Origin of the sequence: Lactobacillus pasteurii DSM 23907 = CRBIP 24.76 (assembly GCF_000297025.1) — a bacterium.
GTDB lineage: Bacteria > Bacillota > Bacilli > Lactobacillales > Lactobacillaceae > Lactobacillus > Lactobacillus pasteurii.
Map to the genome: position 1 here is coordinate 1 of NZ_CAKD01000008.1, position 26942 is coordinate 26942.

At 39.3% G+C, this 26942-nt stretch carries 24 protein-coding genes and 1 pseudogene; 13 read left to right on the top strand and 12 right to left on the bottom strand.

Annotated elements, in window-relative coordinates; genetic code table 11:
* Positions 1 to 148 precede the first annotated feature (148 nt).
* Positions 149 to 1012, bottom strand: a complete 864-nt coding sequence (locus BN53_RS01605) for a GRP family sugar transporter (protein WP_009559141.1) — start codon at positions 1010 to 1012, stop codon at positions 149 to 151.
* A 212-nt stretch (positions 1013 to 1224) separates the two neighbouring features.
* Here BN53_RS01605 and BN53_RS01610 point away from each other — a divergent pair, with 212 nt between their 5' ends.
* From BN53_RS01610 to BN53_RS01620, 3 genes are all read left to right on the top strand, one after another.
* Complete coding sequence (locus tag BN53_RS01610) at positions 1225 to 2535, top strand: NCS2 family permease (protein ID WP_009559142.1); 1311 nt, start codon at positions 1225 to 1227, stop codon at positions 2533 to 2535.
* Between the two features lie 179 nt (positions 2536 to 2714).
* Positions 2715 to 4022 (top strand): NCS2 family permease, encoded by a 1308-nt coding sequence (locus BN53_RS01615; protein WP_009559143.1) that lies wholly within the window; start codon positions 2715 to 2717, stop codon positions 4020 to 4022.
* Between the two features lie 143 nt (positions 4023 to 4165).
* Entirely contained in the window at positions 4166 to 5476 is a 1311-nt protein-coding gene (locus BN53_RS01620; RefSeq protein WP_009559144.1) for an NCS2 family permease, read from the top strand.
* A 58-nt stretch (positions 5477 to 5534) separates the two neighbouring features.
* On the opposite strand, the pseudogene BN53_RS09340 reads toward BN53_RS01620, so the two are convergent.
* Positions 5535 to 6925: pseudogene (locus BN53_RS09340) on the bottom strand (IS3 family transposase).
* 164 nt (positions 6926 to 7089) lie between these two features.
* Between BN53_RS09340 and BN53_RS01635 the strand changes: the two are divergent.
* The 5 genes from BN53_RS01635 (at position 7090) to BN53_RS01655 (ending at position 10613) form a co-directional block, all read left to right on the top strand.
* Positions 7090 to 8355, top strand: a complete 1266-nt coding sequence (locus BN53_RS01635; protein ID WP_009559148.1) for an MFS transporter — start codon at positions 7090 to 7092, stop codon at positions 8353 to 8355.
* 311 nt (positions 8356 to 8666) lie between these two features.
* Positions 8667 to 9188 (top strand): hypothetical protein, encoded by a 522-nt coding sequence (locus tag BN53_RS01640; RefSeq protein WP_009559149.1) that lies wholly within the window; start codon positions 8667 to 8669, stop codon positions 9186 to 9188.
* A gap of 9 nt (positions 9189 to 9197) precedes the next feature.
* On the top strand, positions 9198 to 9752 hold the full coding sequence (locus BN53_RS01645) for a hypothetical protein (protein WP_009559150.1): 555 nt from the start codon (positions 9198 to 9200) through the stop codon (positions 9750 to 9752).
* Positions 9753 to 9776: 24 nt separating this feature from the next.
* On the top strand, positions 9777 to 9998 hold the full coding sequence (locus BN53_RS01650) for a hypothetical protein (RefSeq protein ID WP_009559151.1): 222 nt from the start codon (positions 9777 to 9779) through the stop codon (positions 9996 to 9998).
* Between the two features lie 234 nt (positions 9999 to 10232).
* The gene (locus tag BN53_RS01655) at positions 10233 to 10613 is read left to right on the top strand and encodes an IS110 family transposase (protein WP_009559152.1); all 381 of its coding nucleotides are present in this window, start codon (positions 10233 to 10235) and stop codon (positions 10611 to 10613) included.
* On the opposite strand, the gene BN53_RS01660 is transcribed toward BN53_RS01655, so the two are convergent.
* The 5 genes from BN53_RS01660 to BN53_RS01675 form a co-directional block, all read right to left on the bottom strand.
* Complete coding sequence (locus BN53_RS01660) at positions 10610 to 11443, bottom strand: IS982 family transposase (RefSeq protein ID WP_040537259.1); 834 nt, start codon at positions 11441 to 11443, stop codon at positions 10610 to 10612. The genes BN53_RS01655 and BN53_RS01660 overlap by 4 nt on opposite strands.
* Before the next feature lie 94 nt (positions 11444 to 11537).
* Positions 11538 to 12194, bottom strand: coding sequence for an Rgg family transcriptional regulator (locus BN53_RS01665; protein ID WP_009559154.1), 657 nt, complete (start codon positions 12192 to 12194; stop codon positions 11538 to 11540).
* Positions 12195 to 12253: 59 nt separating this feature from the next.
* On the bottom strand, positions 12254 to 12400 hold the full coding sequence (locus BN53_RS09815) for an XRE family transcriptional regulator (RefSeq protein ID WP_236695141.1): 147 nt from the start codon (positions 12398 to 12400) through the stop codon (positions 12254 to 12256).
* A 23-nt stretch (positions 12401 to 12423) separates the two neighbouring features.
* Positions 12424 to 13197: a LytR/AlgR family response regulator transcription factor gene (locus tag BN53_RS01670; protein WP_009559156.1), complete on the bottom strand. Its 774-nt coding sequence runs from the start codon at positions 13195 to 13197 to the stop codon at positions 12424 to 12426.
* Positions 13197 to 14507, bottom strand: coding sequence for a GHKL domain-containing protein (locus BN53_RS01675; RefSeq protein WP_009559157.1), 1311 nt, complete (start codon positions 14505 to 14507; stop codon positions 13197 to 13199). The genes BN53_RS01670 and BN53_RS01675 overlap by 1 nt, the downstream gene beginning before the upstream one ends.
* A gap of 463 nt (positions 14508 to 14970) precedes the next feature.
* Between BN53_RS01675 and BN53_RS01680 the strand changes: the two genes are divergently transcribed.
* Genes BN53_RS01680 through BN53_RS01695 form a run of 4 tightly spaced genes read left to right on the top strand, consistent with a single transcriptional unit; the run spans position 14971 to position 17975 of the window.
* Positions 14971 to 15408 carry a CopY/TcrY family copper transport repressor gene (locus tag BN53_RS01680; RefSeq protein WP_009559158.1) on the top strand — a complete coding sequence of 146 codons (438 nt, stop codon included), beginning with the start codon at positions 14971 to 14973 and terminating at the stop codon, positions 15406 to 15408.
* A 2-nt stretch (positions 15409 to 15410) separates the two neighbouring features.
* Positions 15411 to 15788 carry a cupredoxin domain-containing protein gene (locus tag BN53_RS01685; protein ID WP_009559159.1) on the top strand — a complete coding sequence of 126 codons (378 nt, stop codon included), beginning with the start codon at positions 15411 to 15413 and terminating at the stop codon, positions 15786 to 15788.
* Positions 15785 to 16069, top strand: a complete 285-nt coding sequence (locus BN53_RS01690; RefSeq protein ID WP_133286404.1) for a cupredoxin domain-containing protein — start codon at positions 15785 to 15787, stop codon at positions 16067 to 16069. Before BN53_RS01685 ends, BN53_RS01690 begins: the two co-directional genes overlap by 4 nt.
* Complete coding sequence (locus BN53_RS01695) at positions 16059 to 17975, top strand: copper-translocating P-type ATPase (protein WP_009559161.1); 1917 nt, start codon at positions 16059 to 16061, stop codon at positions 17973 to 17975. Before BN53_RS01690 ends, BN53_RS01695 begins: the two co-directional genes overlap by 11 nt.
* 57 nt (positions 17976 to 18032) lie before the next feature.
* Here the strand turns inward: BN53_RS01695 and BN53_RS01700 are convergent, their stop codons facing one another.
* Positions 18033 to 19658 (bottom strand): malolactic enzyme, encoded by a 1626-nt coding sequence (locus tag BN53_RS01700; protein WP_009559162.1) that lies wholly within the window; start codon positions 19656 to 19658, stop codon positions 18033 to 18035.
* Positions 19659 to 19779: 121 nt separating this feature from the next.
* Here BN53_RS01700 and BN53_RS01705 point away from each other — a divergent pair, with 121 nt between their 5' ends.
* On the top strand, positions 19780 to 20664 hold the full coding sequence (locus tag BN53_RS01705) for a LysR family transcriptional regulator (RefSeq protein ID WP_009559163.1): 885 nt from the start codon (positions 19780 to 19782) through the stop codon (positions 20662 to 20664).
* A 49-nt stretch (positions 20665 to 20713) separates the two neighbouring features.
* On the opposite strand, the gene BN53_RS01710 is transcribed toward BN53_RS01705, so the two are convergent.
* From BN53_RS01710 to spxB, 4 genes are all read right to left on the bottom strand, one after another.
* Complete coding sequence (locus tag BN53_RS01710; protein WP_009559164.1) at positions 20714 to 21676, bottom strand: AEC family transporter; 963 nt, start codon at positions 21674 to 21676, stop codon at positions 20714 to 20716.
* Positions 21677 to 21881: 205 nt separating this feature from the next.
* On the bottom strand, positions 21882 to 23435 hold the full coding sequence (locus BN53_RS01715) for a ClC family H(+)/Cl(-) exchange transporter (RefSeq protein WP_009559165.1): 1554 nt from the start codon (positions 23433 to 23435) through the stop codon (positions 21882 to 21884).
* Between the two features lie 96 nt (positions 23436 to 23531).
* Positions 23532 to 24917, bottom strand: coding sequence for an NADP-dependent phosphogluconate dehydrogenase (gndA, locus tag BN53_RS01720; protein WP_009559166.1), 1386 nt, complete (start codon positions 24915 to 24917; stop codon positions 23532 to 23534).
* A 108-nt stretch (positions 24918 to 25025) separates the two neighbouring features.
* Positions 25026 to 26840 (bottom strand): pyruvate oxidase, encoded by a 1815-nt coding sequence (gene spxB, locus BN53_RS01725; RefSeq protein WP_009559167.1) that lies wholly within the window; start codon positions 26838 to 26840, stop codon positions 25026 to 25028.
* Positions 26841 to 26942: the final 102 nt, after the last annotated feature.

Sequence of the window (26942 nt, forward strand, 5' to 3'; positions counted from 1 at the left end):
TTATATATACGTAAAAAATCGCGATAAATTTTTAAGATTTGCGTCTTTACCATTTCTTAAGATTTAGCCAGCGGTCAGATACAGATATAAAAAAGCCGATATTCAATGTAAAAACAAAGAATATCAGCTTCTTAAAAATATTCAGTAATTAATGCATCACAGTCGTTAGAATTGCACCAACTAAGATTAAACCTAAACCAACCAAAGTAAAGATGTAGCCCTTTTTGCTCTTAGTTTCATGCAAAAATAGCATCCCGCCCAAAGTTGAGATCACAACTGACAATTGTGAAACCACAAAGGCAGTGTTAACGCCGTTGTCCTTAACTGAAAGAATGTAGCCAATTGCAGCAATAGCAAAGATAAAGCCTGACAACAAGCTTTGCCAGCTGCTCTTGTTAGTCAATTCCTTAGCTTGACCACTAGCAAGCATATAGATCAACACAGCAATAACCATTCCGATTGATTCTGGGAAGAAAATTGCCAATCCTGAAGCAGTCATTGCCTTAGGAATAGAATTGTAAATGATGTAACCGAAAGTGGTCAAAACCAACATAATCAAGGTACCAACTTGGTTCTTCTCACTACCTTCGCTGGTATTTTTATCAGAAAATGAAGTGAAGATTGCACCAACAATCAACAAAGCAATTCCGATAAAGCCCCATAACTTAGCGTTAGCAGTTGGCCATTCGCCAAACATTACTACCCCTACCAAAGAGGTTCCGATCAATTGCAAACCAGTTGAGATAGGCATAGTCTCAGATACGCCGACTCTTGCATAACTAGTGTATTGACCCAATTGACCAATTACCCAAAAAGCTCCTGCTAAAGCAGCCAAGGCAAAAGTCTTAGCATCAATTTCCATCTTGATAAATGGCAAAGCAACAAAGGCTACAATCAAAGTACCCACTGTTGTACCGAAAATTTGGTTAACTGGCTTTCCCTTAATCTTAGAAACAGCCAATGGCAAAATACCCCAAGCAAGTGCTGGGATAAACATATAAATATATTTCATCTGAATCTCCTATATGTATTGTGTAAGATAAGTAAGTGATCTAATCATTTTAGCGTTTTCAGTGCTATCTGGTCAAGTTTTATCTATCTTTCAGACTATTAATTTGATTGGCTTTATTCATAATTCGTATTTACATTTCAAAGTTAAAATGTTAAGCTTATAAAGTTGTTTAATTTATTTAAAACACGAACATTTTCTTTGGAGATTAAGTTATGAGTTTTGTTAAATCGTTTTTTAAATTAGAAGAAAACAATACTAATATCAAAACTGAGTTCTTAGCTGGACTTACAACTTTTATTAGTATGTCTTACATTTTGTTTGTTAACCCTAGCGTTTTAGGTGCTAGCGGCATGGATACAGGCGCTGTCTTTACTGCTACTGCTTTAGCTTCTGCACTTGGTACTTTAATCATGGGTGTGGTTGCCAATTATCCAATCGGTGAAGCACCAGCTTTGGGTATCAACGCCTTCTTTGCCTACACAGTCTGCGTGGGTATGCACGTTAAGTGGGAAACGGCTTTGGCATCAGTCTTTGTTGCCTCAATTATCTTTATCCTGATTACCCTTTTCAAATTAAGAGAAAAGATTATCGATGCCATTCCTAGCGACTTAAAATTCGCCATCTCATCTGGTATCGGTTTGTTCATTGCCTTTTTAGGTTTGCAAAACGGTAAAATCATCGTTGCTAACAAATCAACTTTGGTTTCACTTGGCTCACTTCACGATCCACTTGTTTGGATTACGATCTTCGGATTGCTTGCTACTATCATTTTGATGATTTTGAACGTTCCTGGTGCAATCTTCATCGGTATGGTCTTAGCTGCTATCTTTGGCGTTATTACCGGTCAAATTGCTTTGCCAACCAAGTTCGTTTCAATGGCACCAAGCCTTGCACCAACCTTTGGTCAAGCAATCTTCCATGTCAAAGATATCAACACTTTGCAAATGTGGGTTGTCGTTTTAACTTTCTTGTTAGTTACCTTCTTTGATACTGCTGGTACTTTGATTGGTTTAGCTCAACAAGCCGGCTTTATGAAAGACAACAAGATGCCTCGCGTTGGACGCGCATTGGCTGCTGACTCAAGCGCCATGATGGTTGGTTCAGTGTTAGGTACTTCACCAGTTGGTGCCTTTGTCGAATCAAGTGCTGGTATTGCCGTTGGTGGTAGAACCGGTTTGACTGCTGTCTTCATTGCCATCTTCTTCTTGATTTCAATGATCTTCAGTCCACTTCTTGGTTTGTTCACTAGCCAAGTTACTGCACCTGCTTTGATCATTGTTGGTGTCTTGATGGCTCAAAATACCGCGCACATCCACTGGAACAAATTGGAAATTGCCGTTCCATCATTCTTGATTATGCTTGGAATGCCCCTTACTTATTCAATTTCCGATGGTTTGTCCCTAGGTTTGATCACTTATCCAATTTGTATGATTGCTGCTAAGCGTCACAAGGAAATTAGTCCAATGATGTGGGTCCTTTTCTTCGTCTTCCTAATTTTCCTTTGGGTCTTGAATTTCAATTAATCGTTGGTAAATTGCGTATAAAGATCTGAAAAAATCCAGATCTTTTTTCTTTTCCTCTTGTATTTTAGAACAATATAACTTATTATAAGCTTAAACGTTCGGATAAATAATAGTTGATTCACTGATTTACGGTTAAAAGTAATTATAAATCACCAAATTAACGAACTTAGGAGGATAAAATGCATTCGCTTAACAAGTTTTTTCATTTGGAAGAAAATCACACTTCCTTTAAAACAGAATTGCTGGCTGGGCTAACCACCTTCGTCAGCATGTCCTATATTCTATTTGTTAACCCCAACGTCTTGGGTGCTAGCGGTATGGATAGAGGAGCCTTATTTACGGCAACAGCTATTTCATCAGCTTTTACCTGTATCATCATGGGTTTGGTTGCTAATTACCCAATTGCTTCTGCCCCAACTTTAGGGCTTAACGCTTTCTTCACCTACACTGTTTGTTTAGGAATGCATGTTAAATGGGAAACTGCCTTGGCAGCTGTTTTAGTTGCATCTATCTTGTTCATTTTATTGACCGTTTTCAAAATTAGAGAATTGATCATCGATGCCATTCCAGCAGATATCAAATATGCAATTTCAGCCGGAATTGGATTGTTTATCGCCTTCATCGGTTTGCAAGGCGGAAAATTAATTCAAAATAGCGATGCTACCTTGGTTACCATTGGCAGCTTGAACAACCCAACTGTCTGGGTTACTATCTTTGGCTTGCTTGTTACGGTCTTTTTGATGATTGCCCGCGTTCCTGGTGCCATCTTCATCGGTATGATTCTAGCTGCTATCTTTAGTTTAGTTACTGGCCAAGCCCAGATGCCTAAGACCATTGTTTCATCAATTCCAAGCCTTTCGCCAACCTTTGGCCAAGCAGTCTTTCATATTGGCGACATCAATACCATGCAAATGTGGGTGGTGGTGTTCACTTTCTTGCTAGTTACTTTCTTTGATACTACTGGTACCTTGATCGGCTTAGTTCAACAAGCTGGCTTGATGAAAGACAACAAGATGCCTCGAGCAGGTCGGGCCCTAGCAGCGGACTCTGCTGGTATGTTATTTGGTTCAATCTTAGGTACTTCCCCCGTTGGTGCCTTCGTTGAATCAAGTGCCGGCATTGCCATCGGTGGTAAAACTGGTCTTACCGCTGTCTGGGTTGGTATTTTCTTCTTGATTAGTACTATCTTTAGCCCAATCCTCAGCATCTTCACCACTGCAGTTACTGCACCTGCTTTAATCATTGTCGGTGTCTTGATGGCCGAAAACTTAGCCCACGTTCACTGGACCAAGCTTGAAATTGCCGTTCCTGCCTTCTTAATCGTCGTTGGAATGCCACTGACTTATTCAATTTCGGACGGTTTAGCTTGGGGAATTATCGTTTATCCAATTTCGATGCTGGCCGCTAAGCGCTTCAAAGATATTAGCCCAATGATGTGGCTGCTCTTTATTGTCTTTATCATCTACTTCGCTGTTCTCAACCTCTGATAAATCAATCAAAATCCCTACTCAATTGAGTGGGATTTTTTGCTAGCAATTTTATAAGACTAATTTTTCAAGTTTACTCAGCTAATTTGTGATAAACTTGTTCTAATTACTTTTATCAGTTATTAATTTATTTTGGAGGTATCATGCAGTTTATCGAGAAAACTTTTCATCTCAAAGAAGCTAACACTACTGTTAAGCGCGAATTGATCGCTGCTTTGACCACTTTTGTCAGCTTGTCCTATATTCTATTCGTTAACCCTAACATTTTGCACGCTGCTGGCATCCCTGCCGGTCCAGCCTTTACCGTAACTGCTGTTGCGACTGCAATTGGTTGTTTCATTATGGGACTAGTTGCCAATTACCCAATCGCTTTAGCGCCAACTTTAGGTAGTGCTGCTTTTTTTGCTTACAACGTCTGCGTGGGCATGAAGATCAACTGGGCCACTGCTTTATCAGCTGTTTTAGTTGCATCTATTCTCTTTATTTTGATTACCGCTCTTCACTTGCGGGAACTAGTCGTTGATGCAATTCCACAAGACTTGAAATACGCTATTTCTGCTGGTATTGGTTTGTTTATCGCCTTTATCGGTTTAAGAAACGGTCAATTGATCGTCAACAGCGATTCAACTTTGGTTACTTTAGGCAAGTTTTCTACCCCTGAAGTTTGGATTAGCTTGTTTGGTTTGATTTTGACAGTTATCTTGATGTGCTTGCGTGTTCCAGGCTCAATCTTCATCGGAATGGTTATTACCGCTATTTTCGGTATTGCTATTGGCCAAATTCCGTTGCCTCATTCCTTTATCTCAACCCCACCATCAATTGCACCAACCTTTGGCCAAGCTATTTTCCACTTAAAAGACATCAACACCATGCAGCTGTTCATCGTCGTTTTAACCTTCTTATTGGTTACCTTCTTTGATACTGCTGGTACTTTGATCGGAATGACTGAACAAGCTGGCTTAGTTGATAAAGATGGCAAAATTCCACGGATCGGTCGCGCATTTGCGGCTGACTCAACGGCTATGATCGAAGGTGCAATCTTGGGTACTGCTCCACTTGGTACTTCAGTTGAATCAAGTGCTGGTATCGCCATGGGTGGTAGAACTGGTTTAACTGCCATCTTCATCGGAATTTTCTTCTTGATTTCAATGATCTTTTCACCACTTTTAGCAGTAATTCCAACCACGGTTACTGCACCTGCTTTGATTATCGTTGGAGTGCTCATGGCAAGCAACTTAAAGAAAATTTCCTGGGAAAAGTTCGAAGTTGCCTTCCCTGCCTTCTTAATCGTTGTCGGTATGCCGCTAACTTACTCCATTTCAAACGGTTTAGCGCTAGGAATGATCGCTTACCCAATCACTATGGTAGCCACTAAACGCTACAAGGAAGTCTCCTTGATGATGTACATTCTATTCTTCATCTTCATCGGCTTCTTCTTGATTACTAATTTATAAGATTCAAAAAGGCATTGATGCTGCTTAAAACTGATATGAACCCCAAATTTAGGACATATTATTGATTAGCTTTGTTTAGAACCATATTCCGAAATTCTATCGAAGTATGGTTTTTTAATACCATTTTGATTCTATCGTTATTGTAGTAATGAATGTAGTCTTTGATTGCTTGTTCCAGTTCATCCATATTCTTGAAGGTCTTTTCAAAGCCATAGAATATTTCCCTTTTAAGTATGCCAAAGAAGCCCTCCATTAGCCCATCGTCTAACGAATTGCCTTTGCGCGACATCGATTGAGATATGCCGCGATTTTTAAGTCAAGCTTGGAAGGCAGCGTGTTGATATTGCCATCCTTGATCAGTATGAAAGATCACGCTGGATGTTTCTTGTATGCATCTTCCAGCATGTCCATGACCTGCTTTAGATCTGGACGTCTGCTTAGTCTGTAGCTGATGATCTCTTGTGTGCAGCCATCCATGATAGGCGACAAGTAGAGCTTTTCTCCATTCAAGTGAAACTCCGTGACATCCGAATACCATTGCCTGTCTGGCATGATGGACTTAAACTTGCGCTTGATCAAGTTGGGCTTGATCTTTCCAACAGTTCCTTGATAGCTCGAATACTTGAATCTTCTCCTAATTGAGATAGCGTACAAATACATTTTGGTCATCAATCGCTTGACGCGTTTGTGATTGACAGCGTAGCCTTCTCGTTTGAGCTGTGCAGTAATTCTGCGATAGCCGTAGCGATGCTTGTGCTCTTCGAAGATCTCTCTTATGCGCTCCATCAGCTTTTGATTGCGAATCAAGTCTTTATCTTCGCCCTTAGCTAGTATGTTGTAATACTGGCTGCGAGAAAGATGTGGAAGCTGAGAGTTGGAATTGATCGTATCGAGCACGAAACTAGCAGCTACGTGGAGTTCTCGCCTTAGCTCGGTAACTGCAGAAGCTATTTCTTTGGCTTTTGGTTTTTAGTTCTTTGAGAGACCAAGGCGTCTAATTTTTTTACGAATTCGATCTGAACAGTAAGCTTCAAGTTCTCTTGTTCTAGGTCTTTGATTTGCTTTTGAAGCTCCTGGATTTGCTTGTCTTTGTCTTTCATGGGTAGGTCTGCCTTTCTTGTGATTAATGACATTATACCCGTCTTTGATATAATTGCGAATCCAGTTGGAGATTGTGCCTTGATTTGGCAAGCCCAACTCCAATGACACACGGTAAGACGTCTCGTGATCGAAGAGCACTCTCTTGATAGCTGCTTCCTTGAATTCGACTGAGTAAGTTATATGTCCCTTATCAAGAATCTTTAGCCTATGACGTTCTATTAAAGAGAGCATATATCGCAGATTGCCGGAACAGACGCCATACTCTTTTGCCAACTGTTTAGATGATTTTCCATAATGTTTCCAACTGTTATATATATCAATTTTGTCTTGCCTAGATAATTTAGTCATAAATAAAACCCCGAAATTCTTGTCCGAATTTCGGGGTTTACATCAAACTAGTAGCTATCAATGCCTTTTGCTATCGAAAAAATTCAAATACGACTATTTCGTTCATTCAAGCATATATTCGATATGATGTGTTTAACTTTTTATAGGTACAGGGGTTAAACATTATGAATGTATTTTTGAAAAATAAAGATTATCGTAGATTTTCAATTGCTAGCTTTTTATCTAATGCTGGAGATATTCTTTTTTATCTAGCATTTATGACTTATGCAAGTAAATTGCAAAACTACTCTCTTGCTCTATCTTTAATTGCAATTTCTGAATCTATTCCAAGACTATTTAATATTTTTGGTGGATATTTAGCTGATAAAACCCGCAACAAATTTAAGAGTATTTTCTTAATAGCTGTAGTAAGATTTGTACTTTATAGTCTAGTCGGTGTATTATTCGTTACTAATATCTCTCAGTGGTCATTAGTGATCGTAGTAGTTATTATCAATTTTATCTCCGATACAGTTGGTGCTTATTCGGGCGGCCTTAACATTCCATTGATTGTTGAACTAGTTGGTCAAGATGAAATTGCTGAAGCTGAAGGTTTTACCAATGGTGTTAGCGAAGTTATTACTTCTGTTGCTCAATTTGTCGGTTCAGGCTTGTTGCTTTTTTTATCTTATTCAAATCTTGCATTTATCAATGCTATTACCTTCCTAGCTGCTGGCCTTTTATATGCTAGCGCCGGTTTCCACCATCAAACAGATACTCATTCAATTGAGTCAGAAGAAGTAAATGAAGAGAAATTTTTTGCGACAATGAAAAACTCATATACGCAAATAAGAAAGGCTTCAGGCTTATTAACTGTTGTTTTGGTGATTGCTCTTCTTAACGGAGCATTATCTGCCATAGGTTCACTATTGCCTATTGTTATAGCAGGTAACCGATCAACTATGATTATTTCTACTTATAGCTTTACTCTGGCAATCATTGGAGTCGTAGTCAGTGCTGGAGCAATTCTAGGTAGTGTTTTTGGCCCTCAAGTATTTAAAAAGCAATCTGTTTTCTTTATGGTTATTGTTGCCATCATTTTAAGTATTGCTGCTACAGTAGGCGCACTGACAGCAAATATCGTTATAATCTTGCCATTCTACTTTTCGTTGGCTGCAGTATCAAGCACGGCTTCACTTAAAATGCAACAATGGTTAGTTAATGCGATAGATCGTAAAATTTTAGCTTCAAGTGTAGGATTGCTCAATACTATTGTTATGGCTACGGCACCAATAATGACGACATTATTAACAACTATTTCTGGATTCGGAAATGTTAAATACGCTTTATTGAGTCTTTTAGCAATTGAAATTATTGCTCTCGTTATTGCGATTAAACTAAGCAAAACAGAAGTAAAGCCTAATGCTGCAAATGTGCAGATTAATCAATAATGGATGTTGTGCTAGATTGATATTATTAAATTAGGCACTAATATTTTAGGATCGGATTATTATGATTTACTCCTTTGATAATAGTTTTGTCAACAACCATTATAAGGGAGATCATGAATCTTTTGTTTTTATAAGGACCAACTGTTGCACTTAGATTGTAAATTCAAGGTATAAAAAAATCCTGTGGACAGAATATCATAAATATTCATCAACAGGAAAAATTATAGAGCCGTTAATTATAGTGATTTTTTATTGACATCGAGAATTTCATGAGTATTATTGTATAAAAATAAGTAACGAAGGTGATAATTATGAAAAGATTCAAAAAGTTGATTTTAGCAATTGTAGCACCGCTACTTGTTCAAGTATTTGTTCCACTTACCTCAGTATCTGCAGATCAGCAAAGTGTGGATTCGAGCAAGTCGATTGATTCTACTGTTCCGTACCTAGCACGTGATCAAATGGGATTAGGTTCTGGTGGAGTTGGCTTCGGAAAGCTGGGTGGCATTGCAGCAGGTGCAGCAGCTATTTATATTGGCGGACAAGCCTATCACAATGGTGTTGCAGTTAATAAGGCTAAACTTACCGAGAAAGATAGAAGAAATATTCCGAAGAAAGACCTAAAGGATAAAAATCATATTGACACAAGCAAATTCACTAAAAAAGTTAAAGGAAAAGAAGCTTGGGAGAATCCTAAGACGGGAAGTGTAATCGAAAGAGATAACTCCCGTACTAATGGACATGGTGGAAGTTTTTGGAAATATACTAAGAAACATGAAACAAATAAGCGAACAGCCAGCTTAGCAGAGAATGGGAAACTTTTAAGAAAGTAGGCTTTAGGTATGCAAGGAATTTGGAAAACCAAATATCGAGGTTTTAAACGCAAATGGCAAAAAAATTTTACATATTTTATGCAACAATTGAACGATCCAGAGGAAACAGAATTTGGTGTTTACTATGGGTTGGAAAATGGAAAGCGAAGAATTTCTGGAAAATACAAAAGACAGCTTATCGATTTTTTTCTAGAGTCACAAAAATATCGAGCTGAAAAATTTCCAGGTGAGTTGAATTACTTGTTTTTACAAATCGACGATATTTTACAATCTGAAATTTATACTACTAAGAGCCGTGAAGATTTCAATGATTGGCTAAAAAACAAGACCAAGAAATACAGTGATTGGTCAATATTTGAGCCTATACCATATCAAGAAATACCACAAGTATACAAAGATTTCTTTAGTGAAGAAGTGGCTAAAAAGGGCTTTTTGTTCAAGTGTTACTTTTTTGATGAAACAATTGATGACGCAACATACGTTTATGTACGGGCTAGCGATCAAGCATTAAATGATGATATCTATAAGGTATTCTTCAGTGATTCGAAAATCATCAATAACTGATCAATAACTATAGAGAGGATAGATATGAAAAGATTCAAAAAGTTAATTTTAGCAATTGTAGCAGCGCTACTTGTCCAAGTATTTGTTCCACTTACCTCAGTATCTGCAGATCAGCAGAGTGTAGATTCAAGTAAATCAATTGATTCTACTGTTCCATACCTGGCACGTGATCAAATGGGACTCGGTTCTGGTGGAGTCGGTTTTGGAAGATTAGGTGGTATTGCGGCTCTTTGTCAAACAACCTAAAGTAAGAGATGAATCATACTATGATGATATTATGGTTCACCTCTTATTTTTTATTTACAATTATATTGAGGTTGAGGTCGACAACAAAAGTGAATCTTGAATTCGTTTGTCAAACTGGCCCGTTAATATATTTTACTTGTGAAACTAGGTTTAGGTTGTTGGTCATTAAGATCGTATTTTAGAAATTGAGTAAGTAAAATATACTAGCCTCAATTAGACTTGTGAGGTGATATTGTGAATTTCATAGGAATTGATGTTAGCCAAGGCAAAAGCCATGCCACACAAATAACTGAAGATTTCGAAAAAAGAGTTTTTACTTTTAAGCACAGTAAAAGTGGTTTTAAAAAATTGTCTGCCTATGTTACCAAAGATACTTATATAATTTTTGAGACAACAGGATATTATTCCGAAGCACTAGCCCGTTATTTACGTCAAAACAACATAAACCATATTGAACTTAATCCGTTTGAAGCTAGTATGCGAACTGCTGAACTTAGACGTAATAAAAATGATGCTAATGATTCATTTAAATTAGCTATGTTAGGCGTTACCGCATTCAATGAAATTAAATTTCGGGGAAGAAAATGTATTGATAAGGCATACGCGTGGTGCTAGTTAAATCTGTCTAGACAATATGCCATATTGTAAGCTAAAATCGCTACTTCCAGTCGCTGAACAAAGCCAGACATGCTCCTTGCTCGATTGTTTTCTGCGTTGTAGTAGCTGAGCAATGAAAAGTCGCTTTCAATCGTTCTTCTAATCGCCATCAATTGATGATCGTTATGCTTCTTAACTCCCTGCATGTTTCTTCGATACGGAGTCCAAAGCACGTAGCCCATGCTTTTAAGCCTGCTGGCTAAGTTTCTTCCTAAGTAGCCTTCGTCGCCTAATAGATCGCGGCTGCTTGGATGAGCGTTTGCCATGAGCTCTACGGTTTCCTTGGAGTCGTGCACCGACGCCTTGGTTACTGCATAGTCGAGCAGATAGCCATCGTCGCTTACTATTGCATGGACCTTGAAGCCGTAATAGTAGATCTTCTTCGTGGCTTTATAGCCAACATCGGCTGTTCCACGAAAGATTTTGACGCGATAATTGCTAACAGGCTGGCAAAGCGGAACTGGGAAGCTGTCAATAATCAAAAGCTCTCCAGTTGTATTTACTTCCTGATTCCAAGCCCGACGAATGCAGCGAATCAAGGGCAAAAGCATTCTTGCCCGGCGATTGAAGCGAGAATGAGACAAGCCGACGAAAATGCTACAGAATCTTCTCTGAGATTCAATTCCAATTTCTGCCTGCCAAATAAGCAATGCTAGAATAGAGCTGTCGGAAAGCTTGACCTGATCAACGTTTCTACGATGCTTCAATTCGTCGGGAGCATAAAGCTTATACAAGGAACGACAGACTGCGTTCAGTCGAGAAAAACAATTAAGCTTGAGATGGTTCAATTAGATCAGACTCTTTTCTATTAATATTTTTTGCAACTCGAGTCTAATCCAATTGGACTTTTTTGTTAAAATGACTTAACTAGCACCACGCGTATCATTTATATTTTTCTAAAAGGCTATCAAGAACTTTGCTGTATTCCACCATTCCTATGCTCGATAGGAAATCTTTTGTTTTCTTGCTAATTTCGTAACTTTCTTGATCATGAACTAATCGATAGTTGATGAGGTTCTTAAAAAAGTAGAAAGCTGATTTATAAAATACCAATTCCGGCTGTGTTTTTATCTTATCTCCGTTTTTTATAAAATATTCAACTTCCTGTAGCTCACCATCTCTAAGCGAAAAAGCTAAAATATTTGCAATAATAGCAAGTAGTACTATCTGCATTTTAGAATTTGTAGTATTAATATTCTGCTCGATAATTTTTCTACTGATCATTTTATTGCTTTCAAGATCATAGAATTTCATAAAATTACAAAAAAGCGATATTTTATGGTAGTTAAAATTAGGAATATTGAATATTTTATCTCTTATTTTATTTCTTAATTCAATATCTGGCTTTTCATTGGGCTTTTTTATTAGTTGTAAGCATGCTTGAACCAACAGAATCTCTTCTTGTTTGTCTTTGGCTGATAAATTACTTTTATCGATTATAGTAATTAAGCTGTATAATTTGCCTTTATCATTATTATAAAATGCTCCAGCCATAGTTTTATTAAGCTCATCTATTTCTTGTTTGTTCATATCATCCATTGTATTAAGCCTACTAAAGAAATCCCAGACAGGAATATTATTATAATGGAGTAAATCTATCAAACTATCAGCAGTAATTCTATGAGCATTTTTTCCACTTTAGAATAATAAGATTGACTTACAATTATTCCATCGTTAGTAAACTCTTTTTGCTTTTTCCCTTGAGTTATTCGATATTCTTTAAGCAACTCTCCGATTGTCATCATATACTCCCCCATTTTTAGCAGCTTTAGTTATTCAACATCTTCTTAATTGCATAACGTCTTCTAACTGATACGCCGTGTGAAACCTCTTGATTTGGGCCAAAATATACCATCCCTGAGGCCATATCGAACTTACTGATTGTATTCAGATTGATCAAGGTATCGCGATTAGCGAAAACTAAATTCTCATACTGAGCTGCAAAGTCCTTCAGTGCACCGCTGCAGTCAAAAATCTTGTTATCCGCAAAAACTCTGATTCGCTTGTACTTTTGTGGCTGCAATTCCAGATAATAAACCTGATCCATTGGTATCCGCTCGAAAATACCGTTAGCCTTGCTGTAGGCAAAATATTTAATATCGCTAGTATTTTTATTGATCAAGGACTCGTAGCGCTCATAAGCTGTATCTAGCACCGCAAACAGACGCTCCTGGGCATGTTCGATGTCACCATCCTTAGTAATATAGTCTAGTGGCGCCACATGTTGCTGGATCGTATATTTCAAAGCGTCAGCGTCAGCTGTAACAAAAACCACCTGAGCATATGGATTAATACTTTTAATTCTAGCAGCCACTTCGATCCCATCGATTTCCGTCTGCAAGTCAATATCCAAAAAGGCCAACATGAAATCGTTGCTGTTAGCCTCAACTTTATCGATGATTTCCTGAGGCTTATCAGTCATTAATACAATTTGAGCATCATATTCTTTAGGAGTCTTATTTATCTTTATCCGATTGTTAATCATCTGCGTAATTAACTTTCGCTCGATCGGATTATCTTCAAGAACCATAATCGATAACATTAATTTTCCTCCGCTCTCTGCATATCTATTTCAAATGAAATCATTCCATCTTCTTGGTCTACTTCTAGCGATAGATTTGGATTGTCGTCGATGATCTGCTCTACATTGGCTAATCCTAAACCTTGATGCTTTTTCTTGTTGGTCTTTCCTGGCAAAAAGATTTCCCGGACATTGACTTCTTGTTCGATCGAATTTTTAAAGATCAAGGAGTAATAATCGTTGCTGTACTTGGTCAATAAGACCGGAATTTGTGGATTTTTTTGTCCTCTTGTTGCTTCTAGTGCATTATCAAGGAAAATCCCACTACATCTAATCAATGGAACAATGTTGACTGGAAACTCCGTAATTTCTTTGTTAATTTCTACTTTAACATTAGTTCCTTCTTCTTGCGCCTTTTGCAACTTAACAACGAAGAGATATTTCAATTCCTTAACCTTTAAGTTGGCTAGTTCCAAAGTCAAAGTCTGATTGATTTCTTGTTGTTTGTTATTTTCATCGACTAATTTGCTCAGATATTTTTTGGCACCATCTAAGTCGTTATCTAGGAAATAACCATTTAAAGAAAGCAGCGTATTTTTATAATCGTGGCGAGCTCTTCGTAGGGACATATTCGAGTCTTCCAAACGAATGGTGTATTTTTGAATTTGTTCAAACTGAGCCTGGTTGACGCTGGCTTGATTGAAGCGCTCATTTTGTAAAATAACTTCATATAGGTTAACGATAACCACCAGAGTAATAACCACAATCAGGAGCATTAAACTGAAAAATATCTCTGCCTTGGCTGTAAAGTAGGTCATCACCGTCCACAAAGAATAAGTGATCAAAACTAGCGACCAAACAATCCAGTTCAAGAATCTCAATAAGGAATCGTTGTTGCTGATATTGTCGATCAGATGACTTACTTGATAGTGGTTCTTATCAAATAAGCGATGTAGCAAATATAAAATCAAGATATCCGGCACAAATAAAATTAAATCGGTAGCAAGCGTTCCTAAGCTAACATGAAAAATCTTGTCAGAAATCGTCTGTATCAAAACCGACATAATTTCCTCTATTACCGGCGCTACCGCCAGATTAACATATAGATTCAGAGTCATTAAATGCAGATGTTTGTTTTTTCGCAAAAAAATCCAGCTGACCAGTTGCAAAATGACAACAAAAGCCAATTCATATGGATATCCAAAAATAATCGGCAACAAAAATAGCCAAACTAGCATAGTTTTTTGCCAGTTAAAATCGTTTAGCAGCAAACTAATCACCGCTGAAAAGAAGAAAGTATTAAAATATAGTCCTCTTACAATATCAAGCATATTATCCTCGCTCTCTTATATAGCAGAATTTCTACGCTCAACGTAAAAATTTTGACGTTCAAAAAATTTTTCCCTACAATTTCAATATCTATTATAAAGTATGATTGTAGGATTTCGGAGGAATATGATGAAGTTCTATTCTAGAATTAGTTAGCGATGTATAATCTTTCAACACAAACTCGATATTTGCTCCACACTTCGAGTTATTTTTCCTAACATGCATTGCTTCTATTTCATAGAGTCAGACAAAGAAACTCTTAATTACACAACCTACATTTTATAAACATTTTTACTACACGCGATTTCATTAGAAATCGTATTTTTTTGTTTCATGTGAAACATTTTAATTTGAATATTGTTAACCAGATTGATAATCAAATCAATCTGGTTTTTTTAAGCTTTTTCGTTGACAAACGTAAACCAAAGATTTATATTTACAAATGTAAACAAAAGGAGACAAATTATGACTAAATCTACTATGATCCCAGAATCAGAATGGGAAATAATGCGAATAATTTGGACAACTGGAACCATCGGTTCTAGCGAAGTAATCGCCAACCTTCAAGAAAAAACCACCTGGTCAGAATCAACTATCAAGACTCTTTTGCGTCGGTTAGTTGAACAAGGTTGGCTCAAAACTGAAAAAAAGGGGCGCAAATTTTTCTACACCCCAACTGTTGGGCAAACGGAAATGATGTATCGCACGAGCATGGAAATGTTTGACCGCATGTGCGATATGCACAAGGGCGATCTACTGATCGATCTGCTCAAATCTCTTCCCATCAGTAAGTCAGATTTAACTAAGATAGCAAAATTAGCTAGCGAAAAGGCAAAATCAGCTCCTGAAACTATTCCTTGCAACTGCTTGCCAGGCAATAAGACTCATAGAAAGGATTGTTAATTATGACTATTAGCCAAATTTTGATTCTGTTAGTTGCAATAGCTTTAATCATCTTTATTGTCTGGTGGTTTTTTGCTCCTAGACAAGAACAAGCTGCTAGCGGACAGATTGTCAATAATCAGCAAATCGCCGAAATTGTCGTCAATGGTGGCTACTCTCCTTCGACCATTGTCTTGAAAAAAGGTATCCCTGCCAAAGTGAAATTCAATTTGCAAGACTCCACTGCCTGCTTGTCTCGCATCACTTTTGAGCAATTGGGTGTCAATACTGCTTTAGATAAAGATCAGGCTGCTACTATCGAGATTCCAACCGACAAGGCTACTACTTTTAACTTTGCATGTGGAATGGATATGTTTCATGGAAAGGTTGTTGTTAAATAATGTTTTTTAAAAAAGATCAAGTTAAAAAAGTTGTCGTTGATGCTGGCTACAAGCCAGACGTTATTCATTTAAAGCGTGGTGTTCCTGCTAAGTTGAAATTCAAAACTAGCGATAACCTGGGCTGTCTAGATGAATTAGTTTTCAAGGAATTGGATCAAACATACAATTTAGAAAAGTCTTCAACCAAGGTAATTGAAATTCCAACTGATCAAGCTGGCGAAATCAATTTCGCTTGTGGCATGGATATGTTCCGCGGAAAGGTGATTATCGATGAAGCTTAGCAATATCCAGCGCTTCTGGATCTCCTTTGTTTTATCAATTCCAATGCTCATCCAAATGCTGGCTATGCCCTTTCACTGGATGTTTGCTGGCTATAATTGGTGGGCACTGATCACGACCACCATTATTATGGCAATTTCTGCTATTCCTTATTGGAAGAGTGCCTGGGCTGCTTTCAAGATGCATAATGCCAACATGAACACCCTAGTCGCAATCGGTACAGCTGTTGCTTACTTCTATAGTATCTTTGCCATGTTTACTGGCAGAGAAGTCTACTTTGAAAGTGCAGCTTTTGTCATTATTTTCGTGCTCTTAGGCGATGCCATGGAAGAAAAAATGCACAATAATGCTTCTAATGCTCTGAGCAAATTATTAAGCTTGCAAGCAAAAGACGCTGAAGTTAAGCGCGGAGATGACTTTGTTAAGCTTCCACTTGAACAAGTGCAAGTTGGCGATTTAATTCGCGTTAAGCCTGGTGAAAAAGTCCCAGTCGATGGCCAAGTTGTGTCAGGCACAACTAATATCGATGAATCAATGGTAACTGGCGAAAGCCTGCCTGTAGCCAAAAAGAGTGGCGATAGCGTAGTTGGAGCCACCATCAATGGCAGTGGCATGATTGTCATTAAGGCAACTAAGGTGGGCAAAGACACCATGTTAGCGCAAATTGTCGAAATGGTGCGCGTTGCGCAAACTAGCCATGCCCCAATTCAAAATTTGACCGATCAAATCTCCCATATCTTTGTACCAGCTGTGTTGATCATCGCTATTTTGACCTTTGTTATCTGGTATGTCTTTCTAGGCGCAACTGCAGTTCAGGCAATGTTATTTGCTGTCAGCGTAGTCGTAATTGCCTGCCCATGTGCTTTAGGCTTAGCAACCCCAACTGCTTTAATGGTTGGAACAAGTCGTAGTGCCAAGATGGGAATTTTGATCAAGAATGGCGAAGTATTACAAGAAGTCAGCAAGCTTGACGCAGTTATTTTCGATAAAACTGGGACCATTACTATCGGCAAGCCCGTTGTAACAGATGTAGTCGGCGATCAAACCAAGATCCTTTCTCTAGCTGCTAGCTTAGAGGCAAATTCTGAGCATCCCTTAGCTAGTGCAATTTTGCAAAAGGCTAAAGAAGAAAATCTGCCTCTTCAAGCAGTTGAAGACTTCAAGGCAATTGAAGGGCAAGGAATCACAGCAAGCATTGGGGGACAAGCAGTTAGCGTTGGTAGCTCGAAATTATTCGCTAAAGAAGCAATTTCGACAGAATTAGCCGATAAAGCCAGCAAATTGCAGGCTCAAGCAAAGACAATAATTTTCGTAGGCCTTGGGGGACAAGCACTCGGAGTAATTGCCATTCAAGACAAACCTAAAGAAAATGCCCAAAAAGCTATTGCTGCTCTTAAAAAGCGTGGCCCCAAAACCATCATGCTAACTGGCGATAACCCACAAGTTGCGCAAGCCATTGCCAATGAGGTGGGAATTGACGAAGTTGTTGCTGGCCTTTTGCCAAATGAAAAGGCTGAACACATCCAGCATCTAGTTCATTCTGGTCAAAAAGTTGCCTTTGTCGGCGACGGCATCAACGATGCTCCTGCTCTATCTAGCGCTGATGTAGGAATTGCCATGGGCGCAGGAAGTGACATTGCAATTGAATCTGGCGGAATTGTCTTAATGCAAAATGATCTAATGGGCGTAGTCAGGGCAATCGATATGTCCAAAAAGACCTTCAACCGAATCAAGCTCAATCTCTTTTGGGCTTTGATCTACAACACGATTGGCATTCCAATTGCGGCCGGTCTATTTATCAAGTTTGGCTTGCAGCTAAGTCCAGAATTTGCCGGCTTGGCCATGGCCTTTAGTTCAGTCTCAGTAGTAACTAGTTCTTTGCTGCTGAATAAAGCAAAAATTTCATAAAGCAAAAAAGCTGAGCAAATGCTCAGCTTTTTGTTATGGATTGGTATTATCTAAATTCTAATATCTTGCTTCCCACTTCATTGCTTCAGTTGCCTTTTTAGCATCCAAAACATCCCTACTAGCAATGCCAAGATCAATCGCAGTTTGGACTACAGCAACTGCCTCTTTAGCAGTAAAGCTTTGCAATTTGGCTACGGGTGGCAAAACTGCTGCTCCTGGTTTTTTAGGATCGACAATTCCACCTAGTGAATGTGCTGCAGCTGATAGCAATTCATCAGGAACAAGCTTAGCTTGACTAGCTAGCACTCCTAAACCAAGGCCTGGATAAATCAGCGCATTGTTAGCTTGGCCAATGTGATAAGTTACTCCCTTATATTCAACTGGATCTGATGGAATACCTGTAGCAACCAAAGCTCTGCCATCAGTCCACTTAATCAAGTCTTCTGCATGAGCTTCGATCAACTTAGTTGGGTTAGAAATTGGGAAAATAATTGGCCGAGCAGTATGAGCTGCCATTTCTTTTACAACTGCTTCAGTAAAGGCACCAGGTTTAGTTGATGTACCAATCATAACTGTTGGATGAACTGCCTTAACCACTGCTTCCAAATTGGTCAGTTCTTCTGAATTCTTAAATTCTGATCTTTCTCTGACAAAAGGCTTTTGTTCTGGAGTTAAATCTGGCGTATCGCTAAATAATAAGCCTTGCTTATCAACCAAATAGAAGTGTTTCTTAGCCTCTTGTGGATCCATCCCTTCAACAAGCATCTCTCGATAAAGCATGTTAGCAATACCCATTCCGGCAGTACCGGCACCAAAGATTAAGAAGATTTGGTCCGTAAACTTTTCACCCGAAATATTCAAAGCACCTAATACGCCTGATAGGCAAACAATACCTGTGCCTTGAACGTCATCATTAAAAATAGGCAAATCTTGGCGATACTCTTTCAAAATTTTAGTTGCATTGTCACGCCCAAAGTCCTCAAAGTGCAAGTAGACGCCAGGGAAAGCTTCGCGCGCAGCTTTAACAAATTTATCAACAAAGTCGTAATATTTCTTACCAGCTACACGCTCATGCTTATTGCCAAGATAGAATGGATCATCGATTAACTCTTGGTTATTAGTACCAACATCTAGTGATACTGGCAAAACTTCTCTTGGATCGATCCCAGCAGCTGCTGTATAAACCATCAACTTACCTACAGCGATGTTGACGCCATTAGCGCCCCAGTCGCCAATTCCCAGAATACCTTCTCCATCAGTTACGACAATTAATTTAATTTGGCGACCGCTGGCAGCATTTAGCAAGCTTTCCTTAATATTGTCAGGATCATCAATTGACAAAAAGGCTGCACCTTGTGGCTTCATAAAAATTTCGCTGTACTTTTCAACTGCTGGCGCAATTACTGGATCATAGACTACTGGCAATAGTTCTACCAAGTGTTGCTGCAAAACGTAGTAAAAGAGCGTGCGATTAGTGTTGAAGATTTCCATCAAAAATTTGCGTTTTTGCATTCCATCTGGACGAAGTTCGTATTGCTCGTATACCCTCTGAGCTTGTTCATCAATGGTTTGTACCTTAGCTGGCAAAGTACCAACTAAACCTAACTTTGCTCTTTCTGCCTTCGTAAAAGCTGTACCCTTGTTAAGAAATGGATCATTTAAAATTCTATCTGCATCGATCATTTAAAGCCTCCGATTTGAATTCTTGTACTCATTTGAATCATAATGGAGTATATAACCCCCATAAATTTATAGTCAAACTAGCAGAATCACTAAAGAAATGTTTATATGAGGAGGAATAGCTTTGAATATTCAGGATTTTCGTTATTATCACGATTTAGTGAAAGAAAAAAGTTATACAAAAACTGCAAAAAAATTTGGTGTTAGCCAGCCAACAATTACAGCAGCCATTAATAGATTAGAAGAACAGTTTGGTGGGCAGTTCTTAATTAGAGATCAATCACATAAAAGTATTATTATTACCCACTTGGGGATGCAATTTGACGAACATATTCAAACTATTCTCAAAGAAATTGAGATTGCTAAGCTTGAGATTCAGCGAAATTCCGCCAGCAAAATTTCTTTTGGCTTGCCACCAATTATTGGCCAAAACTATTTTCCAAAACTTGTACCAGAATTGTTGCATACTGGTATCCTCAAGAATTTAGAGGTCATCGAAGCCGGCTCTAACGACTTGATTGATTTGCTGATCCACGGCGAAATCAATTTTTCTCTACTAGGCTTAACTGATCCCAACCTAGCTTTTGGAATCGATGCCAAAATTATTGCCCATTACCCGCTTAGAATCATAGTTGCCAAGAATCATCCTTGGGCAAGCAGAGAGGGGCTATATTTTCGAGAATTAGCTGATCAAGATTTTATTGGCTTAAGCAGCAACTACATCCATAATCAATTATTGACGCAAATGCTCAAGCAAAATCAGATTAATATCAATACTATCTACCGCAGCCCAGACGTTGCAGTCGTAAAATCTCTAGTCGCCAAGAATCTGGGAATATCCTATTTGACTTCCCTAGCAATTGATGAAAATGATCAAGTTGTCGCCCTACCCCTGCTTGATAGCAATCAACCCGATTTCATTCTCGCAGCTGTTAGTAGACAGAATCATCTAATGACTAGCAAAGAAGAGCAGCTATGGAACATTTTGTCTAAACAAGCCGTTAATTAAAGAAAAAATCGCATCACTCCGGAGCGATGCGATTTTTATTTTCGATAAATTATCCTGCAATAATCATCAAGACAGGAATTACGACTATGAATACCAGCGTGCTCAAAACTACTAAATTGGTGGCATAATCAACATCGCCATGTGATTCATTGACCAATACTGGCAAAACTGCTAAAGCCGGCGTTCCTGATTGAACAATGAAAGTCCTACCCATCAGATCTGGCACAGACCAAGAAGTAGCTGGAGCGATGACTTTTATTAAAAGGATCATGATTGCTGGAGCGATGATAAATCTACCAATCAAAGCTAAAAGGCTATCGCGATCGATACGAATGTGCGAAAGACCCGAATCTGCTAACACAATTCCAATATAAATTAGCGCCAGTGGTGTCACTAGATTGCCGACATAAGTCAAAAATTGGCTGGCAAAAGTTGGCAACTGCCAACCTGTCAATAGCCAAGCAATCGCAAAGATAAATCCAACTAGGGGAGCTGGGAGCAGTTTTTTCCATTCAAGCTTGCGTCCTTTTGCTGGATTTTCTTGCATAGGATCGTCGTTTTTGATTAAAAATACCCCCAAGGCCCAAGTCGAGACGGTGTTAACGATGTAATAAACCAAAAAATATGGCATTGCTCGATTGCCAAATAGTGCAATATTTAAAGGCATCCCAATAAAAATGGTATTGGCATTGGCAATTACATTCATGAAAGTCCCTCGCCGGCCAACAGGGACCCTTACAGCTTTGACTAACAAATATGCTATAAAATACGAAATACCCACACCAAGCGCTGGCGAAAGCAAATTTTCAAAGAGTCTTGGCAAACTGCCTCGAGTCAAATTATTTTGTACTGAAATAAAAATTGAAGCTGGCAAAGCAATTTGGGTAGTTAATTTAGAAATATTACCCGAAAAACTGTCCGCAAACCAACCCTTGATTCTTAAGCTGTAACCCAATAACATAATCAAAACGATTACAGTTATACTTGAAATGGATGAAATGAATGCACCCACTTATCTCACTTCCTCATATAAATAAATCTTTAGCTGAGCTAAGCATAAATTATATGTTAGCTATCAACGCACAGTATTTATAGCATTCTTTTTCAGAAATGCAACTAATTGATTTATCTATTAGGTCATAAATAACAAACTAAAAAGTCACCAAACTGCTTGTCTGACAACAAGTTTGGTGACTTTTAATATTATTTTTGATAATCTATCCGTCTAATTCGACTTCCTGCAATTTTTTCAGCTTGTCGTAAACATAGCCTCGCTGGTTGGAGTCAACTGCTAATACCAGCATATCTCCGGCTGCAATGACCGTCCGACCATTAGGGATGATTTCTTCGCTTCCTCGGCGAATCATCTTGATCAAGGTATCCTTAGGCCATTCAATCTCGGCTACCTTCTTATCAACCAATTGGCTGCTCTCATATACCGGTACTGTCAATTGATCTTCCTTGCCGCAAGTCTTATTTTCGACTGACTTAGGCTGCATCCCTTCTGCCAAAACATCATAGATTGGCCGTCCCCCTAGGAGTTCATCGACTAACAAGGCAATAAAGGCAACAACTGCTAGCGGCATCAGGTGTAGCAAGGATCCCACCATTTCCGTAATCAAAATAATTGCCGTAAATGGTGCTCTGATGATAGCCGCAAACAAACCCGCCATCGAAAAGATCACTAGATTGATAATCAAGTGTCTAGGCAATAAACCAAGTTGAGCCATCAAGCTGCCATAAGTTGCCCCAATCAAGGCTCCCATGGTTAAGATTGGCAAGAAGATACCACTTGGCAAGCCAGAATCATAGGAAATAATTGAGAAGACAATTCTTAGCAAGTAGAAAAAGGCCAGCATGCCAACTGTCGCCCATCCCTGGGCGGTAATGGTTTTAGCTAGCGACAAAATCAATGGATTGCCCGGACCAGTTACGATTGGCCAAAAATATGCAATCGGGATCAAGAAGGCCATTGGAATCAACCCGTGTAGCCATCTTGGCAAAATCTTGATCTTTAAATAGAGCTTCTTGACGCTGAATAGGCCAAGCTTATATAAGTGCCCTAACAATCCCAAAATTATCCCTAGCAAGACCAAATGCCAGTAGATCGTAATTGGAAAAGTATGTTCATAGGGAATCGCTAAAACGGCCTTTTGGCCAAAGATATTCGAAACAACGAAGTTAGCTGCAATTGCGCCTGCTAGTGCATTAAGCCAAACCCTTGGCGAGAAGTTATGAAAGACTTCTTCAAGTACAAATAACGGTCCACTAAGCGGAGCTCCAAAAGCAGCTGCCAGACCACTGGCTGCTCCTGTTGCCAGCAGCACGCGAGAGTTAGTTTTACTTTGCTTAAACTTTTCGCCAACGCCCTGTCCAATCGTTGAACCTAGCTGAAGCGATGGCCCTTCTGGTCCCAAAAATAGACCAGTACCAATGACTAGAATACCACCAATTAGCTTACGCCATAAAATTGGCAGCCAGCTCAGTGATAATTTGCCTTGCAGTTGCAATTTTACTTCTGGAATACCTGATCCACCCACATGCGGTTGCTGCTTGACAAAATAGCCAGCAATCACCGCTACAGCAATCAAGCCAGTCACAATGACCAATAGCCAAACTGGATTTTGATGTGCCATATGATACAAATCTAACCAAATCTTTGATGTTGTCTCAATTCCAATGCGAAAGATCCCAACAACAATTCCCGTAAATATACCCACTAAAAGAGCCTGTCCTAACAATTTTAGGCTGGTTCCGCCCTCAGTTTTCACCTTTAACCACCTCTGAAATTTAGTAAATTTATCATACACCAAAAAAAGAACTCTGATCAAATCGAGTTCTTTTTTGTGTTACACGTGTAACAACGATTATTTTTCTTCGTACCATTCCATGTGGTAAGTGCCTGGACGGTCGTTACGCTTGTAAGTGTGCGCACCAAAGTAGTCGCGTTGACCTTGGATCAAGTTAGCAGGCAAATTGTCATTGAAGATGGATTCTAAGTAGTTAAGAGATGCACTAAGAGTTGGCGTTGGAAGACCAGCTGAAGCAGCTACAGCAATCACTTGACGCAAAGCTGGCAAATTATTTTCCATCAAGCTCTTGAAGTATGGATCTTGGAACAAAACGCTAATAGTAGCATCTTTTTCGTAGGCATTTTCGATATCCTTAAGCATAGCTGAACGGATGATGCATCCTGCTTCCCAGTTTTGAGCAATAGATGGGTAGCGCAAGTTCCAGTCGTAAGCCTTAGCAGCCATGGTCAATTGTTGGAAGCCTTGAGCGTAAGCAACTGCTTGAGCCAATTGCAATGACTTCTCTAAAGCAGCGATCAATTCTGGAGTATCTTCTTTAACTGTTACTTCTGGGTGTTCTTGTCTAGTAGTTGCCTTTGACATGAATCTAGCAATAACTGCTTCTGCAACTACACTGATTGGAGCACCAAGGCTAACACCGTCTTCTAACATCCAGTTACCAGTCCCCTTGTAAGATGCTTCGTTAAAGATGTGATCTATAATGTGGTCTGAAGTTAGGTCATCCTTTTGCTTCAAGACAGCAGTAGTAATTTCAGTCAAGTACGAAGGTACCAAGCCCTTGTTCCAGCTATCAAAAATTTCTGACATTTCATCGTTGGACTTGCCAGCAACTTGACTCAAAATATCGTAAACTTCAGAGAATTCTTGCATGATTGCATATTCAATTCCGTTGTGAACCATCTTTACGTAGTGACCACTTGAACTTGGTCCAATGTAGCTAACGCATGGACGGCCTTCTGGGGTCTTAGCAGCGATTGCTTCTAAGATTGGGGCAACTTCATTGTAAGCTTCTTCGTCTCCACCAGGCATCAAAGCAGGGCCATTCAAGGCACCTTCTTCACCACCAGAAACACCCATGCCGATAAAGTGGATGCCTGATTGAGCTAATTCTTCGCAGCGTCTAGTTGTATCGTGGAAGTTTGAGTTTCCTCCATCAATCAAAATGTCCCCCTTATCAAGCAAAGGCAACAACTTCTTGATTGTTTCATCAACTGGGCGACCAGCCATAATTTGAATCAAAATCTTGCGTGGCTTTTCAAGTGATGCGACGAAGTCTTCCCAAGTGTAGCAAGCAGTCAACTTGTCATCTTCGTATTTTGCAAAGGCATCTACTTCAGGCTTATCAATACTGAAACCCGAAACAGAGAAGCCATGATTATGAACGTTTAAAGCTAAGTTCTTGCCCATTACGGCCAAGCCAATAACACCAAATTGTGACATAAAAAATCCTCCATCAAAAAACTCTCTTCTAATTATACGCAAACAAAGCAAACAAAAAAAGCGAAATCATTTGATTTCGCCTTTCTTGAATTCTACCGACATTAATTATTAATGTTGTGAAGCACCTGAAGTAGCTTCTGGTTCTGGATCTGGTTCTGGTTCTTCTTCATGTTGAGATGCACCTGAAGCAGCATCAGTTTCCAAACCATACTTTTCAGCAAAGTAGTCGAATGGCTTCAATGCTTCAGCATGGTAGAATTTAACGAATTCTGGGTCGTTAAGGGTGTTAAGTTCAGTTGAGTAAGCCATGTGCTTAGTGTACTTAACGTCAATAAGCATAGGACCATCAGTGTTCTTCCATTCCTTAACAGCAGCTTCGAATTCGTCCTTGGTACGTACAGTTACACCACGAACGTTCATACCTTCTGCAACCTTTGCCCAGTCGTTATCTGGCATAATAACACCTGACAAAGGTTGGTTTGATTCGTCTCTTTGTTCTGCTTCGATGTAACCAAGAGTTTCGTTAGTAAATACTACGTTCAATACGTGCATGTTGTAGCGAGCCATAGTCAACAATTCTTGGTTCATCATAGCAAAACCACCGTCACCGGCTAATTGCCATACTTCACGGTCAGGCATTGCAGTTGCTGCAGCAAGAGCAGCAGGAGCACCGTAACCCATGGTTGCGTGTAAGCCTGAAGTAGTCCATCTTTGGTCATCGTGAAGGTTCAACATACGGCAAGTGTCCATGTTTACGTTACCAACATCAAGAGCAAAGATTGCGTCATCTGCTGCGTACTTGTTGATTACGTCAAAGATTGGTTCTTGACGAACACGACCTTCATCCTTAAGGTGGTCATCCTTGAATGAGTCCATCCATGCATCCCAGTTTTCACGGTCTGCAAGAGCTGCCTTGTAAAGTGGGGATTCAGCACGTTCTTCACCTGCATCGATCAAAGCACGAAGTGACTTCTTAGCGTCTGCAAGCATTGATACGTCTACTGAGTGACGCTTACCAAACTTAGCTGGATCAACGTCGATTTGGATAACCTTAGCGTTCTTGTTGAACCATAATACTGAGAATGGTGAGTTGTTACCTACCCAAACAACTAAATCTGCGTGACCTTGAATTTCGTTAGCTGGCTTAGCACCGATACGTCCGATAGTACCCATGTAAGCTGGGAATGCTGGTTCAACGATACCTAAACCAAGGTATGATGAAAGAAGTGGAGTCTTGTACTTGTTAGCGAATTCCTTCAATTCTTCGCCAGCACCCTTAGCACCTAAACCGTAGTAAACAACTGGGTTCTTAGCTTCTTTAATTAACTTAACAGCTTCTTCAACTGAAGACTTAGTTGGAGCTGCGTAGTTGTCTTCAACGTGTGCGTCGTAGTTTACGCGGAAGTTGTCTTCGATTGGTTGCCAACCAAGATCCTTAGAAATAATAACAACTGCAGGACCCTTTCTTGCGTAAGCTTGACGGATAGCTTCGTCAACAACTGTTGGAATAAGTTCAGCAGTCTTAGGTTGACGGCACCATACACTAGCGTTTTGGAACCACTTGTCTTCGTCAAATGCTTGGAAGAAGTCGATGTCTTGACGACCTTCTGGAACGTTAGCGATGATTGCTACCATTGGAGTCTTGTCGAACTTAGCGTCGTACAAACCGTTGAACAAGTGAGCAGCACCAGGACCTGCTGAACCGAAGCAGACACCAAGCTTACCAGTAAGCTTGTATTCTGCTGAAGCAGCTAAAGCACCTGCTTCTTCATGACGAACTTCGATGAACTTCATCTTGTCTCTAAAGTTGTAAATAGCGTTCATACTTGAGTCAAATGAACCACCTGGGAAACCATAGATGTGGTCAATGTGCCAGTCGTATAAAACTTTTAACATAGCGTCTGAGCCATTAATTTTTGCCATTTTAAGTGCATCTCCTTAAAAACTTTTTATTTATCACAACTCAATTAAAACACAAACTTTATTTTTTGCAAACATTATTTTTCCCAGTGCAACAACGATGTA